This is a genomic window from Aureimonas sp. AU20 (assembly GCF_001442755.1).
Taxonomy (GTDB): Bacteria; Pseudomonadota; Alphaproteobacteria; order Rhizobiales; family Rhizobiaceae; genus Aureimonas.
In genome coordinates, this window is the sequence record NZ_CP006367.1 from 3,599,718 (window position 1) to 3,615,169 (window position 15,452).

A 15,452-nucleotide genomic window follows, 5' to 3' on the forward strand; every position below is an offset into this window, starting at 1 on the left:
GCTCCCGGCGGCCGGACTATTCGGCCGCCGAGCGGAAGCCCTCGACCCCGCGATGGTCGGGATTGAGCTCGGCCAGTGCCGCCTTGGCGGCCTCGCCGGGATGCTCGGTGTCGATATAGACCGCGCGCCCGTCCAGCGCCTTGTTGACGAGGATGATCGTGTCGAGCACCTCGGTGAACGTGGCGCGCTTGTCCTCCGGGCCGGCGATCAGAACCTGAAGCCCGAGATCGCGGAAGAAGCGCAGGAGCGCCTGCGTGTTCGGCACGTCGAGCTTGTTGAAGGCCTCGTCGAACAGGGCGAGGCCCATGCCGACCGGACGCCCCGCGATATGGCCGGGGAAATAGGCCAGCGCCAGCGAGGCGGCGATGGCGACATAGAAGGGCACCTGCGCCTCGCCGCCCGAACCCTTGAGCGCACGGGAGGAGAGCGTCGTGCGGCCGCCGTTCGCGTCGGTCATGACGATCTCGAACGTGTAGTATTGGCGATAGTCGGCCAGCAGCGCGGCGTCCTCGCCGCCCTCGATCATCGCCTCGACCTCGTCCATCGAGGTCTCGAAAATCTCGTCGGTCAGCTCCCCTTCCCCCGCCTTCAGGGCGAGGTCGTGCATCCTTTGGAACTTGCCGTTGACGGCGAAGGTGAAGGCATAGGTCTGGCCGGTGAAGCGGTGGCGCTTCAGGAGCCGGTTGATGCCCTCCAGCCGGTAGGTCACCTTGCCGAGCTTGTCGGACAGGCGCGTCAGCAAGTCCTCGCGCAGGATGCGGCGCATCTCCTCGCCCGCCTTGGCGCAGGAGTCGCGATAGCCGCGCAACTCGTTGGTTTCCAGACGCTCCGCCTCGGCGAAGACGAAGCGGCAGCCCGCCGCCATGCCGTCCGCGTCGATCGGCGGAACGGAGACGCGCCAGGTCGCGGCATAGTCGGCGAGATCGCGCAGCGCCGACAATTGCTCGCGCCGCGCCGCCGCCGAGGCCTCCTCCGCCCCCGTGCGCGCCTCGTTGCGCAGCGCGGCCAGCCAGGACATGACGTCTGCGCGCTTGGCCTCGCCTGCCTTTACCTCGTCGCGCAAAGCCCCGCAGAAGGCGGGGGCCGTCTGGTCGCCGCCCTCGCGGTCGATCGCCAGCAATTCACGATTGGTCTCCGAGTCGAGCAGCGCGAAGGTCCGGCGGCGCTGCGTGACGGCCGCGCGGAACTGGCCCCGCGCCATGTCGAGCTTGGCCCGCGCGGTCGCCACCATCTGCTGCAGCGCCTGGACGCGCGGCTCCACCTCCTCGCGAAGTTCCTTGGCATGGGCGTCGCGCTCGGCGCGAATGTCGGCAAGCTCGGCGCGCAGCCCCTTGGCGTCGCTCTCCTCGACCAGGGCGCGGTCGCGGGACAGCGTGTCGCGCCGGCGCGCGGCCGTTCCCAGGCGATGTTCGAGATCGAAGGGGCCGGGCTCGGCGCGTAGGGTGTCGAGAAGCGGCCCGAGCAGGCGGCCGGCATCGCGCACGGTGCGCAGCCGGTCCCGCGCCTCGGTCAGCCGGGCGCGCAGCGCGATCGCCTCGGCTTTCAGATCCGTGAGATCGCCCCCGCCCCCGCCGCGCCCGAACAGAAGCTCGCGCAGGTCGCGCTGCACCGACAGGCCCATGCCCGACGAGGTCTTGCCGTTGCGCATGACGCCGCGATCGAGCCGATCGAGCTCGGCATCGGTCTCGGCCTTGCGGAAGGCGCCGATGCGCACGGCGAGAAAGGCCTTGGCGTGCTCGTCCACGGTGCGCAGCGCCTCGACGATGCTGCCCGCCGGCACATGGGCGTTGGTGGAGCGCGTCGCCGAGGTCTTCACCAGCGTGCAGCCGGAGAACGTGTTGCGGTCGCTCCACATGAGATCGAAGGCCCGCTGCAGGAGCGGCGGCTGAACGATGATCGCCTCGCGCCCGCGCCCGAGCAGGGCCTCGGCGGCATATTGCCAGCTGGGGTCGGCCACCTCTACCACGTCGCAAAGCGGCATGGCGGGAATGCCGTCGCTCTGGAGGGCGGAGAGAAGCTTCGTCGCCTCGCGCGAAAGCAGCGCGCCCTGCGGGCGCTGCAAGCCGCCCTCGACCCGCTCCAGCCGCTCCTGCAAGCGCCGCGTCTCGTCGAGCAGCGCGTCGGCCTTCGCATCCAGCTCGTGCTGCCAGCTCTCGGCCCGCGTCGCCTCCTCCACCAGCGCCTGCAGGCGCTCGCCGCGCCCGCGCAGCGCTTCGCCGGGGGGAAGCTCGGCCGGCACTAGGGCCAACGCCTGGCGCGCCGCGTCGCTGGCGCGCGGATCGCTCGGCTTGAGCGCGTCGTGAAGGCGAACGAGATGGGCCAGCGCCTCGCGCAGGCGCGTCCATTGCTTCTCGGCCTCGGCGAGGTCGCGCGCGGCGAGCTTGTCCTCGGCGTCGATCTGGCGAAGCTGCGCCTCGCCACCGGCGGCGCCCAGCAGCGCCTCCTTGGAGCGAATTTCCTCGTCCCAGCCCCGAATCCAGTCGCGCCGGCTGTCGAGCACGCCGCGCTCCAGCCGCAACTCGCCCTCGCGCGCGTCGAGAACGGCGCGGGAGGCCTTGAGTTCGTGGGCCAGTCGGCGCGATTCCAGCGCGGCGGCGCGCCAGCGCTGCCGGTCGGCGGATAGCCGCGCCCCGGCCCAGAGGCGGAACCGGTCGGCGATGCGCAGCGCATGCTTGTGCCGCGCCTCGACATCGGCGATCAGCCGCTCCAGCTCGCGCCAGGTGGAGATCGAGGTGCGCACCCGCTCGACATCGAGCGGATCGGGCTCCAGCACGAAATCGCGCACGAAGAGCGTCGGGTCGAAGATCGGCTTGAAGGCGAGCGCGTTGGAAAAGGCGCGCAGGAAATGCTTGGGGTTGGGCACCGCCGCGCCGCCGCGCATCAGGCCCAGCATATGGGCGGTGAACTTCTCCGCCGAGTTGCGGAACTCCTCCATGCCGGGATGCTCGGCACGAAGGGCCGAGGCGATCTCGCTCCAGGGCGCGACGGTGGTGACGCCCTTCACGCGCCGCCGGACATGCGCCACCGAGAAGGCATGGCCCGGAATCACGAAGCGCGACAGGACCTCTTCGCGCGAGTCGCCATGGCGGGCCGAAAGCGCGACGCCGACCGTGATCGGCTCTTCCGTGTAGTAGTTGCGGAAGGTGAGCGCGAGAATCGTCTCGCAGGAGGCGCGCAGCGGTTTGCCGTCCTCGGCCGGGTCGCCCGTCATGCCGAGGCAATATTCCAACACGCTGCGCGAGGAACGGCCGGAGGCGCTGGCGTTGAGGTTCAGCCGGTTCTGGTTGACACCGGTGATGACGGACTGGATCGCGTCCTGGATCGAGGACTTGCCGGCCCCTGTCGGGCCGATCAAGGCCGCCTCGCCCCGAATCTCGATGTCCTTGGCGTCGATCAGATACCAGTTGATGAGGGAGATGCGCGACAGGCTATACATCGTCCTCGCCCTCCGTCTTGGTTTCGTTCGCCGGCTCGTCGCCGGCCGGCTCATTCGCGTCGTCGCTTACGGCTTCAGCGCCCTCGTCTCCCGCCGCCGAGCTCGTTCCGGGGGGCGGCTCCACCGCCCAGAGCAGGAGATCCCGGACATAGGAGTCGGGCACCAGGATGGCGATGCCGGGCAGGATCGCCAGCGTCGAGACGCGGCGCGTCCGGTCCCGCTCGCCGAGCCGCAGCGCGCCGTGGCGGGCGAACATGCGCAGGATGTCGAGGAGCCTTGTTTCCTCGGGGGGCGGTGTCTGCGTCACCGCGACGAGCCGGTCCACCAGATCGTCGGTGTTGGTCTCCACCACGCCGCCGTCGCCGACCTCGTGCGCCCTGAGGGCTTCCTCCCAAAGGAGGCGCAGCGCCAGAAGCACCAGCGTCTCGTCCTTGCGCAGCCGCTCGAACACGCCGTCGTAGCGCGCCTCGTCGGCGGGAACGGTGAGCGCCACCATCTGGTCGCGCGGCGAGATCACCAGCCGGTAGCCCAGCGAGCCGAAATAGCGCTCGAAGAAAGTGGGATAGGCGCGCACCATGTCATAGGTGCGCCCGATGCCGGGCGTGTGGGAATAAACGCATTGGCGCGTGATGAGGACCTGCAGCGCGCGGGTCAGCTCCTCGCCGGTCGGGCGGCGGCCGGCCATGTGGCCGCCGGCCCATTCGCCGTCCACGATGTCGCGGAACTCGTCGATCTCACGCTGCATTCTGGCTCGCCTTCGATGTCTCCGCGAGTGTGCGGCGGCGGATCAGGAAGTCCTGGCAGGAGATCCAGTCGTTGGCGCAGCGATCGGTCAGGAGCACGATCTCGTAGGAGCGCGCCAGGGCGCCGTTGAAAATCGAGGGAATCTCCCGCAGCCGCTGAAAGGCGACGAAATCGTCCACGCTTTCGATCGGCATGTCGCGCCCGCGCATCTCCGGCCGCGAGGCCAGCGCGCGCTCGACATAGGAGGAAAGGCGCTCGGGCGTGACGCGCGTGCGCCGGACATACTCCTCCTTCGCCTTGGCGTAGCGCAGCGCGGCCGGGTCGGGCGCGCGCTCGGTGAGGACTGTGCGGATGATGGCCGGCTTGTCGCGGCGCGGCGCGGGAATATGCACGGGGCCAAGCGGCAGGATGCGGGGTAGAAGCGCGATGCCGACGGGGATTTCGTCGCCCTTGGCAGCGGCCACGGCCTTCATCGCGTCCACCAGCCCGACCTCGGAGCGGTGCTGGATGCGATCCATGTAGCGGGCCGTGTTGGCGATGCGCCGCTCGATGCGCGAGACGGTGGCGTCGATGCCGGCCAGATGCTCCTCGGCCGCCTCGAACACGGAGGCGATCGTGGCGAGTTCCTCGCGCACGCGCGCGACGCCAGCCTCGACGTTCAGCGCCCGCCCTTCCCGCGTATAGGCTGCGCCGAGCGCGGCGACCATCTCGGCACTGGCGCTCATGTCAGCGGCCTGACGCAGGATGCCGCCTCGGAAGCGGAACGGATTGTCGCGCGTGTGCAGCGTCTTGAAGTCGCGAATGAGATGGCGTTCCACGAAGCTTTCGAAGAAGTGGCGGAACACCTCGCGCAGCGAGGGCTGGCGCAGGATGCGCTCTTCGGCCTGGCGCAGCGAGACCGAGACCGTGCGCATATGCGCCATGAACTCGCTCGCCCCGCGTAGCGCGTTGCGCAGGTTTTCCGAGCGCTCGGCCGGGTCCGCAGCCGCGCTTTCCAGCGCGCTGAGAACGCTGAGCACCGCGCCACCATAGCTCACCGTCTCGCCGCGCTCGATGTCGGAGAGAAGATGCAGGAGGCCGCTCGCCTCGGGGTCGAGATCGACCAGCTTCAGATAGCGCTCGCGATATTCCACCAGCCAGCCGGTTTCCACCAGCCTCTCGTAGGCGGTGCGGGCGCGTTCCTCGGCCTTGGTGTTCGGCCCCTCGTCCTCGAGCGCGGCGTCCTCGGGCGCGCGGCGCGCCAGGAAGGCGTCGATCTCGGCGATCACTTCGGCCCGGCGCGGCACCGAGGCGGACAGGGTGAAGGTGCGGTGATGAAGATGCAGCAGCAGATCGGCGTAAAGCCGGCGCGACGACGACGCCAAAGGCTTGAACAGGTCGGGCGGCAGGACGTCGAAAAGCGGCATTCGAACCTTGGTCGTGCGAAGCTCGGGCGTGCGAACCTGGGGCGTGGGGCGGGTCACCGCGGTCGGCTCGCGCGCGGGCGGCCGCGCCTTCATACCAGACACGGCGCGGCGATCAACCGCCGGCCGAAACCGAGGCACCGCGTCGAAGGGAGATTCCCTCGGTTTTTCATCAGCTTCGCGCCTTTCGCCACCAGCTTTCGGAGGCCCACGCGGGCGGAAACGAAGAGGTTCGGGTTCAGCCGCCAACCCGCGACCTCCGGTGGCAGACCGGTCGGCGTGCCGGCCCCGCCCCAACTCAACCAATGCGCGTTTTCCTCAATACCATAAGCCAGACGTACAATCGCCGATTTCACTTAGGCTAGAACTGAGGAATTTGGGTATGAACCAGTGCGACAGACCGCCTCACCCCTTTGAGATCGCAGCACTTTATCTCGCGCGCGATGCAAATGTGGGAACTCGAGGATCGGGCCTGAGGTAAGCTTAACTGCTCGTTTATCATAACTATAAGTTGGAATCGACGCTCGCGCCGTGTCGGCATACTCTGAATTTATCAACTCAAGGTCGCGCCTCTCACGGCAGGTTTCCCATGAAACGTGTTCTCCGACACGGCTCTTTTCGCGTGCCCGAAAGGTGCCTCCACCACTTTCTCCGCTCGCGCTCGGGCAGCAACTCGGTCGAGTTCGCGATCCTGGCGCCGATCCTGTGCCTGCTCCTGCTCGGCGCGGTGTCGGTCGGCCTGTTCGTCGGCACCGCGCATTCGCTGGCGCAGATCGCGGCCGACGTGTCGCGCTATGCGATGGTCGGCGACACGGCGGAGACGCGGCGTCAGATGGCCGAGACATGGCTGCGCACCACGGGCCAGGACTATCCGCTGGTGGATGCCAAGCGCATGAGCGTGGTGGTGGTGGAGCAGTCCGATCTGCTTCGCGTGACGATCTCCTACGACATGACCAATCTGCCGATCCCCGATCTCGTTCGGCAGTCCATGCCGGTGCCCGCCTCGCTGGTGCGCACGGCCTCGGTGGTGATCCCATGAGAGGCCGCCGGCTTCTCCGGCGTTTCGGCGAAAACCGGTCCGGCAACATCGCGCTGACCTTCTGCATCGCGCTTCCCGTGATGATCGGCGCGACGACCTTCGCCACGGACATGGGCAATCTCTACCTGCAACGGCGCAGCCTTCAGGGCACGGCGGACGCCGCCGCGCTCGCCGCCGCCGGCCAGCCCAGCAAGGGGCAGGCCCTCGTGCGCCGCATTCTGGACGAGAACGGCCACAAAGCAGCAAGCTTTGCTTTGAGCTTCGGCGCGTACAAGGTCGACGCCTCTGGCGCGCGGCGCTTCACGCCGCAGGCGGACGGGCCGATCGCGCGTGTCGAGGCGGCGAGCGACATCGAGCTTCATTTCGCCGGGATTTTCGGCCTGACGAAGCAGAGCGTGGCCGCGAAGTCGGATGCCGCGCGTATGCCGGTCGTCTCCCTGTCGGCGGGCAGCCGCCTCGCCGCGGCCGAGCCGACCGTCCTGAACCCCCTTTTCGAGAAGCTTCTCGGCTTCAAGGTCGATCTGAAGGTCGCGGACTACAACGCGCTTCTCACCTCCAGCCTGCCGCTGAAGCCGCTTCTGTCCGCGCTGGCGCAGACGATGGGCGAGTCGCCGGTCGATGCGATCCTGGGCAATGTCCTGACCAAGCCGCTGAAGATTTCGGTGGTTCTCGATCTCTTGTCCCGGCAGATGGATGCGAAGGGCGACAGCCCGGCCGGCGCGGCGCTACGAAAGATGGCGCTTCAGCTGAAATCCTCATCCGCCACCGTGACGCTCAGTGAGGCGCTGGCGCTCGACCCGGCCTTGCTCCAGAGCAGCCTCGGCCACGCCTCGGCGCGGCTGGCCTCCTCGATCTCGGTGCTCGGGCTCGTCGACGCGCTTCTCGGCCAGAACCGGGTGGACGCGACGATCAAGGCGGACGTTGGGGTGCCCGGCCTCGCGTCGCAGAAGGTGGAGCTCATGATCGGCGAGGCCATGAAGAAGACCCGCAGCATGGCGGTGTCGGACGGGCTGCCGAAGATCGCGACCGATCAGATACGAATGCGGCTGACCACTCAGGTGGGCCTCCTGGGCCTGGGAGAGGTGAAACTGCCGCTCGAACTGGTGGTGGCCGGGGGAACCGCCGAGGTCGTGTCCGTCACCTGCTCCGACAAGGCCTGGGAGCGCGAGGTGAAGGTCGCCATCCGTCCCGGGCTCGCGCGCCTGTCGCTCGGCGACACCGATCGCAGGCCGCTGGCGCAAGCGCATGTGAACGACCGCCTGTCGCCGGTGATGATCGCGAGCCTCTTAGGGGTCGAGGGCGTTGCGAACGCGGTGATCGCCGCCACGCCCAAGACGGTGACGTTTCGCGGCAATGAGATCGGCAGCGGCGCCACCAAGAGCGTCGACACCAAGAGCCTCGTGTCCGGGCTTTTCTCAACCGTCCTCAAGGAAACCGATTTCAAGATGCTGGGGCTCTCGGCAGGCCCGATCCTTGCCACGGTCGAGCCCCTTCTCATGACCCTTGCCAAGCCGATCGACGAGATCCTAAACTCGGTGCTGGCCACGGCGGGCGTGCGCGTGGGGGAACTCGACGTCCGGGTGGACGACCTCGCCTGCCAACAGGCGCGGATCGTCGGCTAGAGCAGTCACCCCCGATGAGCGGCGCTACGCGAGCACGCAAGGGACGGCGGCGTCTCGAAGCCTCTTCCCCTCCGCGGGTCTCGGCCGTCAGCTCTGGACCGGCTTGGGCACGTCTTCCGACTGGTCTCGCAGCTCCAGCGCCCGCAGCAGGGCGGCGAGGTGATGGCGCAGATCCGGGTCGGGAATGCGCGTCAGAACCGCCCGCATGGAGGGATCGCCCTCCCAAGCCGAGTCGGACGGCCCGACCCCTGGAAGCCCCTCGAAAAAGGCGCAAGGGTCGATCCCGAAAAACTCCGCCAATCGGTACAGCGTGCTCGCGGAGACGCGATTGCTTCCCGATTCGTACTTGCGGATCTGCTGGTAGGTCACGCCCAGTCCTTGGCCGACGGCCTGGAGCGACAGATTTCTCTGGAGACGAAAGGCTCGCAGGCGGGCGCCAATGTGCTGGTCCACGGGATCAAGAGACACGATGGGTTCTTCTTGCGCAGGCAATCTCTGGTTCATGAAATTTAGCTAGCGCAGGAAACCAGTAGTGCGCAACACAAGAAAAGCTCAGCCCAAGCGAAAAATCCAAACAATGCACCTTAAAATCTAAATTTTTTTCAACCTTAGATTGAAAAAAATAAGCGATATTTATGATAAGGTAGGCATGATCTCGCTTTGTATGCTCAGTTTATCTTGAACCGGAAATCTTAGTCTTACAAGCTGTCGACAATCATGAGATACGAACCTCATTCATCTTAGACCAAGCTTTCGATCACCATACGAGGACATGGCTATCTTTTGGATACTCGCAATATCCAAATGCCGCCGGTCAACCACTCAACCACTGGTTGATGACACTTTATTAGCCGTCCTAGCTATCTTTTGTCTGACTTTTGGTCGTGGCGAATTCATGGCGGGCTTGCGGCCGTTGCCGGGAGGGCGAGGCGCGCTTCCAGACCGCCTTCTCCGGCCCGGCCGAGATCGAGTCGCCCGCCGTAAAGCTCGGCGATTTCGGCGGTGATCGGGATGCCGAACCCATGGCCCGGCTGGCTCTCATCCAGTCTCCGGCCGGGCTGGCGCACCGTGGCGATCTCGTCCGTCGACAGGCCGCGTCCGTCATCGCAGATCCGAATCAGCACCTCCCGATCCGCAAGCGCGCCTTCCAGAACCACCAGCGAGCGGGCGTGGCGCAGCGCGTTGTCGAGGAGATTGCCGAGCATCTCGTCGAGATCCTCGCCATCCACGGCCGCGACCAGCCCCGCAGGCAGACGGGCCTCGATCCGCACCCCGTCGCGATCGCGGAATTTCTCAAGCATGGCGGCGAGATCGCCGGCATGGCGCGTCACGTCCGCGTGCCGCCGGGCGCCCCCCAGCGCCGCCGTGCGAGCACGGCGCAGATGGTGGCGGATGCGCCGGTCCATCAGCTCCATCAGGCCCTGCATCTCGTCGCGCCGCTCGGGCGGCGAGATGCGCTCGGCCGCCGCGCTGAGCGTCGCCAGCGGCGTCTTCAGCCCGTGGGCGAGATTGGCGACATGCAGCCGCGCCTGGCGCAGATGCGCCGCGTCCTGCGCGATCAGGGCGTTGAGCTCACCGACCAGCGCGCGAAGCTCGGCCGGCTGCGGCCCCTCGATCCGCTCGCGCCGCCCTTCACGCACTGCGGCGAGCGAGGCCCGCAGCCGCTCGAGCGGGTGCAGGCCGAAGCGGACCTGAACCAGGATCGCCACGATCAGAAGAACGCCCAGAAGCGCCAGCGTGCCGGCGACCGCCAGCACGGCGTCGCGCAGCGGCGCGGTCAACGCGGCATGGGGGGCAGTGACGTCGATCCGCACCTCGCGCCCGTCCCGCTCGAAGCGGATCGAACGCACCAGAAGCGCCTCGCCCTCGCCCGTTTGCGCGCTGGCGAGGCGATGCGGCGGGCCGGGTTCCTCGTCGTCCGGCTCCGGCAAGTCGAGCGCCTCGCGCCGGAGCGAGCGGGACGCGGCCACCTCGCGCCCGTCCACGGTGACGCGCCAGTACCAGCCGGTGTCCGGCCGGTCGAAGGGCGGGCGCTCCGGCCCCAGCCAGTCCAGGCGAAGCCCCGCTCGTCGGCCACCCGGCGCCCGGCCACCCGGCCCCTCCTCGCCGCGCGGCCCAGCGTCCTCGCGTGGACCGGTCTCCTCGCGCGGGCCGGGCGGGCGCAGCGGCGGCCCATCATCCAGCGCGGAGCGCAAGGCCGAGAGCTGCAGGTCGAGCCGACCGGCCACCTCGGCGCGCACCACGCCCTCCATCACATGGGCGAGCACGAGGCCGGTGAGCGGAATGGCGACCAGCACGAACAGCGCCGCCGAGGCGACGAGGCGCGCGCGCAGCGAGCCGCCGACCAGCGCCGCAAACCTATGGCGAAGCGGCGGCCTCACGCGCCGTCCGCCCCCTCGGCGGTCAGGCGATAGCCGAGGCCCCGCGAGGTTTCGATCATGCCATGACCGATCTTGCGCCGAAGCCTTGCGATGATGACCTCGACCGAATTGCTGTCGACCTCCGCGTCGCCCTCGTAGACGCGCTCGATCAGGTCGGCGCGCGGCACGACGATCTCCTTGCGCAGCATGAGGCAGGACAGGACGCGCCATTCCAGCGCGGTGAGCTTCAGCGGCAGCCCGTCCTTCTCGAACGTGCCGACCTGCGCGTCGAAGCCGATCGGCCCACAGGTGATGCGCGCGTCGGCATGGCCGCGCGAGCGGCGAACCAGCGCGCGCAGGCGCATCACCAGTTCCTCGACCCGAAAGGGTTTGACGAGATAGTCGTCGGCGCCTGCCTTGAAACCCTGCACTTTGTCGCTCCATCCGTCGCGCGCGGTGAGAATGAGCACGGGCAGCGAGCGGTTGGCGTCGCGCCAGCCACGCAGCACCTCGATCCCGCCGATATCGGGCAGGCCGAGATCGAGAACCGCCGCGTCGTAGAGCTCGGTGTCGCCGAGATGCAGCCCGTCCTCGCCATTGGCGGCCCGGTCCACGGCGAAATTCTCCGCCCGCAGCGCGCTGGCGATCTCGCCGGCCAGGGCCGCATCGTCCTCGACCAGAAGAACGCGCATGGGATCAGTCCTTTCGTGAAGGGCCTTGAGGTGCGAGCCCGACGCAGACCGCGCCTAGCCCCGCCGGCTGAACGGAAACTGAACCGCCCGGTTCAGCAGCGGTTTCACGCCCTCCTCTAGAAAGCCTCCATCCGCAACACGGAAAGAGGATTTTCCGATGCCAGCCCCCAAGCTTTCCCTCAAGCGCCGTCTCGCCCTCGCCGCCCTCGCCGCGCCGGTCCTGGCCGGCTCGGGCCTTGCCTTCGCCCAGGCGCCCGCCGCGCCCGCACCCGCCACTGCCACCGCCGCTCCCGTGAAGGTCAACGAATTGCGCGACATGAATGCCATCCGTCTCGAAGGCCGCGTCGCGGAACTCTTCGGCAACCGCTTCGTGCTGGAGGACGCCACCGGGCGCACGCTGGTCGAGACCGGCCCGCGCGGTGACCGCGGCGATCTGGTCGAGGTCGGCGACACGGTGAGCGTCGAGGGCGCCTTCCGGGGCGGCGAGGTCCATGCCGAAGGGATCAGCGTGGGGGGCGGCGAACGCATCGCCCTGGAGCGCCCGCGCCTCGATCGTGGCCCCGGCCGCGAGGGCCCCGGTCGTGATGGTCCTGGCCGCGAAGGTCCGGGGCGTGATGGCCCCGGTCGCGAAGGACCGGGCGGCCCGGGCCGCGACGGCCCCCGCCCGCCGCACGAGGAGCGGGCCGGCCGCGAGGATCGCGGTGGCTGGTGGGACTCCTCGTCCGTGGACAAGAACGCGGCCGCCGAGGCTCTGACCGACGCCGGCTACAAGGACGTGACGCTTCAGGATGCCAAGCGCCACCATGCCGAGTTCACCGCGACCGACGCGAGCGGCCAGCGTTGGAGCGTGAAGGTGGACGAGGACAACGCGATCGCCGAGCGCGAGCCCTATGTGGCGCCGCTGGACGAGACCGGCGCCAAATCCGCCGTCGAACGGCTGGGCTATACCTATGTCGGCGGCTACGAGGCCCATCCGCGCCATGTCGAGACCGAGGCCAAGGACAAGAGCGGCCGCGACGTGACCGTGGAGCTGAACTTCGACGGCACGCTGCGCAAGGAACGCTTCGCCAGCTAAGCGGCCCCACCCGCCTGATGAAAGATGCCGGCTCCCCTGGGGCCGGCATTGCTGTTTCCAAACGAAGGGCCGGGGCTCGCCCCTCCCAGCGGCAAGACTCGAACCCTTCTGCAACTCTGCGCTCGCTCTTTTCCCCAAGACGCGTCACATGGTCCGGAGTCGGGCAAACAACCGCTTGGGCAACCCATTCGCCGCCTCACGTAAATTTTTAGGCTTGATGACGGATTCCGCTCCGGTCTACAGCCTTGGTTTCGCGCCTTCTCGGCCCCTCGCGGGTCAGGGCGGTTTCCCTCAGCTTCGATCGGACTTCGCGCATGAGCCTCGATCTTTCGCTCAACCGACCGGCCGCGCACGAGAAGAAGCGTGGCGCGGGCCATCTCTTCGCTGCCGCGCGTTATTCCTTCGCCGGCTTTCGGCGCATTCTGAGCGAGACCGCGTTCCGCCACGAGCTGATGGCGGGCGGCGCGCTGCTCGCGCTCTTCGCCCTGGTCGGCGCCAGCCCGCTCGATTTCCTCGTGCAGATCGTCCTCATGCTGGTGCTGCTCGCCGGCGAGGCGCTGAACACGGCGATCGAGGTGATCGTGGACCGGGTGTCGCCGGAGATTTCCGACTTCGCCAAACAAGCCAAGGATCTCGGCTCCTTTGCCGTTTTCTGCCTCATTCTGGCCAATTGCGGCTATGCCGCCTCGGTCCTGCTCAGCGCGATCTGAGACATAGCGTGCTCGCAAGGCAAGCGCGATCAGACGTTTGACCGCCTGCGGCAGGCCGGTGAGCGGCCCGCAATCTTTCGGAAGTTTGGGCTACAAATCGTAACGAAGCGGCCTCACTGGTGTCGCCCAAACAGCGCACCTTGCCATCCGATCCACAGGGACATCGGACATGGCGACACAGGCCTCCCCCACCACCCCGTTTCTGCGCGCCCTGGCCCGGCGCTTCGCTGGCCAGATACTCCTGTCCGGCGCGGTGATGCTGACCCTCAACGCGGCGAGCCGTATCGATCTCGGCCTTGGCGACGTCGCCTGGCCGGGCATGGCCGACGAGGCCAGCATCGACGCGGCGCGGCGCGAGGCCGTGGTGCTGCCCTCGTTCGATCTGGCGGGAACGATGGGAGAGGCGCGCGGAGCCGTGGCCGTGGCCGCAGTGGTTGAAGCGCCTGCACCCGTGCCCGCCGCGCCAGTTCTTGAAGCGCGCCTGCCTGTTCCCGCGCGGCTCTTCGCGGACAGTCAGCGCCAAAGCGTGATGGCGGAGAACCTGCGCCTGCCCGTGTCGCTCGCGGCCCCGGCCAAGCGCGCCGAGCCGATCCGGACCGCCGCCTTCGAGCCGGCGCGGGCCGAGGGCGTTCTCCTATTCGACCAATGCCGCCCGATCTGCGAGACGCAGGACCCGCTGGTGCGGCGCCGGCAAGCCGATCATAGCTCCGCCCCCGTCGTCTCCGGCCGCACCCGCCTCGCGGCGTTGGAGCCGGCCCCGGCAGAGATCGTCGGCGAAGCGGAAATAGAAGGCCCCGTCGCCCCGGCGCTGCACCCGCCGCAAGCGCCGGCCGCCGGACTCCTGTCGCGCTCGCTCTCCACAGCCCGCGACACGACGCTCGCCGCGGCCGGCAGTCTGGCCCGTCTGGTCAGCTGGTAGAGGCCTTCAGGATATTCGGCTCATGGCCGCAGACGAAGGCGCCAGAAGGAAATGCTCGGGAGCCGCAATCGGCCGTGGCGGCGGTCAGGGGACGAGATCGCTTGGCGCGAACACGATCCGATCCGTGCCGAAGGCTGGGCGCTGGAAACCGCTGACCGACTCAACCCAAGCCCGGACGCCGCGATCTTCAAAACCCGTTCAAGCCCCAGGCAGGTCCACCGTCTGGCGCAGCCCACCCCCGGCCCGGTTCTCGATGCGGATCGTGCCGCCGTGCCGCTCCAGGATCTCGCGGGCGATGGCAAGGCCGAGCCCGGCGCCGCCATGCGTCTTGCGCCGACCGGCATCGACGCGGAAAAACGGCTCGAACACCTGCCCCAGCATATCCTGCGGAATGCCAGGTCCATGATCCTCCACCAGGACACGCAATCCCTGCCCCTGCCCCTGCTCCTCCGCTTCGAGGCGCAGCGTCGCGCCGCCGCCATGGGTGGCGGCGTTCTCGGCCAGATTGCGCAGGGCTCGCTTCAGCGCCAGACGCTGGCCGGGCACCTCCCCTTCCACGCCCGGTTCCAGCCGGACGCGCCGTCCGATGGCGCCGAGTTCTTCCGCGATCTCGGCCAGAAGCGGGCGCAGCGCGACGGGCTCGCGCCCTTCCTCGGCCACCTCCTCGCGCACGAGGCGGATGGCGCTGTCGGCGATCTCGTCGAGCTCCGCCAGATCCTTCAGCCAGCCCTGCCGCTCCTCCTCGGGCAGGAACTCGGCGCGAAGGCGCATGCGGGTCATCGGCGTTCGCAGGTCGTGGCCGGCGGCGGCCACAAGGCGCATCCGGCTTTCCGTGGCAAGGCGCAGGCGCTCCGACAGGCGGTTGAGCGCGCTCGCCGTCGCGCGGATTTCGGCCGGGCCGCCGGGCTCCAGCCAAGGCAGCGTTCCGTCGGCGCGCACCGAGGCGGCCGCCTCTTCCAGAACGCGCAAGGGGCCGGTGATGCGGCGCGCGGCAAACAGCGCCACCGCCAGCGCGCCGAGGGTCACCAGCGAGAGATAGGCGACCAGCGGCCCCAGCGGAGAAGGCGGGCGGCCGAGCGTGCGAAGGCGCATCCACTGCCCATCCGCCAGCGGCACGGCGATGTCGAACCGACCTTCGCCATGCGTGCCGATCACCACCTCTTCGCTCACGCTGTCCTCACGAAGGCGCAAGTTCAGCGCCTCGGTCTGCGGCCGGGCGATCTCGGTGAAATCGGGCTTCGGCCCCACCTCGATCCCGGCGGCGCGGGCGCGCTCGCCCGAGCCTTGCGCCAGGCGAAGAGCCAGTTCCACGCCTTGGGCGAAGACATCCTCGAAATCGGCCCGGCGCGGCCGCTCCACGATCTGGAAGGTCACCACCGTCGCCAGAACCACGACGCCGACGATGGCGGCGCCGAGCAGCAGCGCCAACCGGTTACGCAGCGAAATCATACG

At 68.6% G+C, this 15,452-nt stretch carries 12 protein-coding genes; 5 read left to right on the forward strand and 7 right to left on the reverse strand.

Going from position 1 to position 15,452, the window contains the following annotated elements; all coding sequences use genetic code 11:
• Positions 1 to 16 precede the first annotated feature (16 nt).
• From M673_RS16470 to M673_RS16480, 3 genes are read right to left on the reverse strand one after another with little or no spacing between them, the layout of a single operon-like run.
• Positions 17 to 3,436 carry an SbcC/MukB-like Walker B domain-containing protein gene (locus tag M673_RS16470; protein ID WP_061977259.1) on the reverse strand — a complete coding sequence of 1,140 codons (3,420 nt, stop codon included), beginning with the start codon at positions 3,434 to 3,436 and terminating at the stop codon, positions 17 to 19.
• Positions 3,429 to 4,181 (reverse strand): DUF4194 domain-containing protein, encoded by a 753-nt coding sequence (locus M673_RS16475; RefSeq protein WP_061977261.1) that lies wholly within the window; start codon positions 4,179 to 4,181, stop codon positions 3,429 to 3,431. The genes M673_RS16470 and M673_RS16475 overlap by 8 nt, the downstream gene beginning before the upstream one ends.
• On the reverse strand, positions 4,171 to 5,643 hold the full coding sequence (locus M673_RS16480) for a Wadjet anti-phage system protein JetA family protein (protein ID WP_148640106.1): 1,473 nt from the start codon (positions 5,641 to 5,643) through the stop codon (positions 4,171 to 4,173). Before M673_RS16480 ends, M673_RS16475 begins: the two co-directional genes overlap by 11 nt.
• Positions 5,644 to 6,172: 529 nt before the next feature.
• Here M673_RS16480 and M673_RS16485 point away from each other — a divergent pair.
• Together M673_RS16485 and M673_RS16490 are read left to right on the forward strand one after the other, a co-directional pair.
• Positions 6,173 to 6,622, forward strand: coding sequence for a TadE/TadG family type IV pilus assembly protein (locus M673_RS16485; protein ID WP_082639742.1), 450 nt, complete (start codon positions 6,173 to 6,175; stop codon positions 6,620 to 6,622).
• A complete protein-coding gene (locus M673_RS16490) occupies positions 6,619 to 8,244 on the forward strand; it encodes a pilus assembly protein TadG-related protein (RefSeq protein WP_061977267.1) in 1,626 nt (541 codons plus the stop codon). Before M673_RS16485 ends, M673_RS16490 begins: the two co-directional genes overlap by 4 nt.
• A gap of 87 nt (positions 8,245 to 8,331) precedes the next feature.
• On the opposite strand, the gene M673_RS16495 is transcribed toward M673_RS16490, so the two are convergent.
• From M673_RS16495 to M673_RS16505, 3 genes are all read right to left on the reverse strand, one after another.
• The gene (locus M673_RS16495; RefSeq protein ID WP_187301279.1) at positions 8,332 to 8,712 is read right to left on the reverse strand and encodes a helix-turn-helix domain-containing protein; all 381 of its coding nucleotides are present in this window, start codon (positions 8,710 to 8,712) and stop codon (positions 8,332 to 8,334) included.
• A gap of 425 nt (positions 8,713 to 9,137) precedes the next feature.
• Entirely contained in the window at positions 9,138 to 10,625 is a 1,488-nt protein-coding gene (locus tag M673_RS16500; RefSeq protein ID WP_061977269.1) for a sensor histidine kinase, read from the reverse strand.
• A complete protein-coding gene (locus tag M673_RS16505) occupies positions 10,622 to 11,296 on the reverse strand; it encodes a response regulator transcription factor (protein WP_061977275.1) in 675 nt (224 codons plus the stop codon). Before M673_RS16505 ends, M673_RS16500 begins: the two co-directional genes overlap by 4 nt.
• A gap of 157 nt (positions 11,297 to 11,453) precedes the next feature.
• On the opposite strand from M673_RS16505, the gene M673_RS16510 reads away from it, so the two are divergent.
• From M673_RS16510 to M673_RS16520, 3 genes are all read left to right on the forward strand, one after another.
• Positions 11,454 to 12,371, forward strand: coding sequence for a hypothetical protein (locus M673_RS16510; RefSeq protein ID WP_061977277.1), 918 nt, complete (start codon positions 11,454 to 11,456; stop codon positions 12,369 to 12,371).
• 314 nt (positions 12,372 to 12,685) lie between these two features.
• Positions 12,686 to 13,081: a diacylglycerol kinase gene (locus M673_RS16515; RefSeq protein WP_061977279.1), complete on the forward strand. Its 396-nt coding sequence runs from the start codon at positions 12,686 to 12,688 to the stop codon at positions 13,079 to 13,081.
• A 169-nt stretch (positions 13,082 to 13,250) separates the two neighbouring features.
• Positions 13,251 to 14,000 (forward strand): hypothetical protein, encoded by a 750-nt coding sequence (locus M673_RS16520; protein ID WP_061977281.1) that lies wholly within the window; start codon positions 13,251 to 13,253, stop codon positions 13,998 to 14,000.
• A 198-nt stretch (positions 14,001 to 14,198) separates the two neighbouring features.
• On the opposite strand, the gene M673_RS16525 is transcribed toward M673_RS16520, so the two are convergent.
• Positions 14,199 to 15,449, reverse strand: a complete 1,251-nt coding sequence (locus M673_RS16525) for an ATP-binding protein (RefSeq protein WP_061977283.1) — start codon at positions 15,447 to 15,449, stop codon at positions 14,199 to 14,201.
• Positions 15,450 to 15,452 lie beyond the last annotated feature (3 nt).

Bases quoted from the DNA above. Each gene is read 5' to 3' on its own strand.
- M673_RS16510 (WP_061977277.1), top strand. From the start codon at position 11,454: ATGCCAGCCCCCAAGCTTTCCCTCAAGCGCCGTCTCGCCCTCGCCGCC.
- M673_RS16470 (WP_061977259.1), bottom strand. From the start codon at position 3,436: ATGTATAGCCTGTCGCGCATCTCCCTCATCAACTGGTATCTGATCGAC.
- M673_RS16475 (WP_061977261.1), bottom strand. From the start codon at position 4,181: ATGCAGCGTGAGATCGACGAGTTCCGCGACATCGTGGACGGCGAATGG.
- M673_RS16490 (WP_061977267.1), top strand. From the start codon at position 6,619: ATGAGAGGCCGCCGGCTTCTCCGGCGTTTCGGCGAAAACCGGTCCGGC.
- M673_RS16505 (WP_061977275.1), bottom strand. From the start codon at position 11,296: ATGCGCGTTCTTCTGGTCGAGGACGATGCGGCCCTGGCCGGCGAGATC.
- M673_RS16520 (WP_061977281.1), top strand. From the start codon at position 13,251: ATGGCGACACAGGCCTCCCCCACCACCCCGTTTCTGCGCGCCCTGGCC.
- M673_RS16525 (WP_061977283.1), bottom strand. From the start codon at position 15,449: ATGATTTCGCTGCGTAACCGGTTGGCGCTGCTGCTCGGCGCCGCCATC.
- M673_RS16485 (WP_082639742.1), top strand. From the start codon at position 6,173: ATGAAACGTGTTCTCCGACACGGCTCTTTTCGCGTGCCCGAAAGGTGC.
- M673_RS16515 (WP_061977279.1), top strand. From the start codon at position 12,686: ATGAGCCTCGATCTTTCGCTCAACCGACCGGCCGCGCACGAGAAGAAG.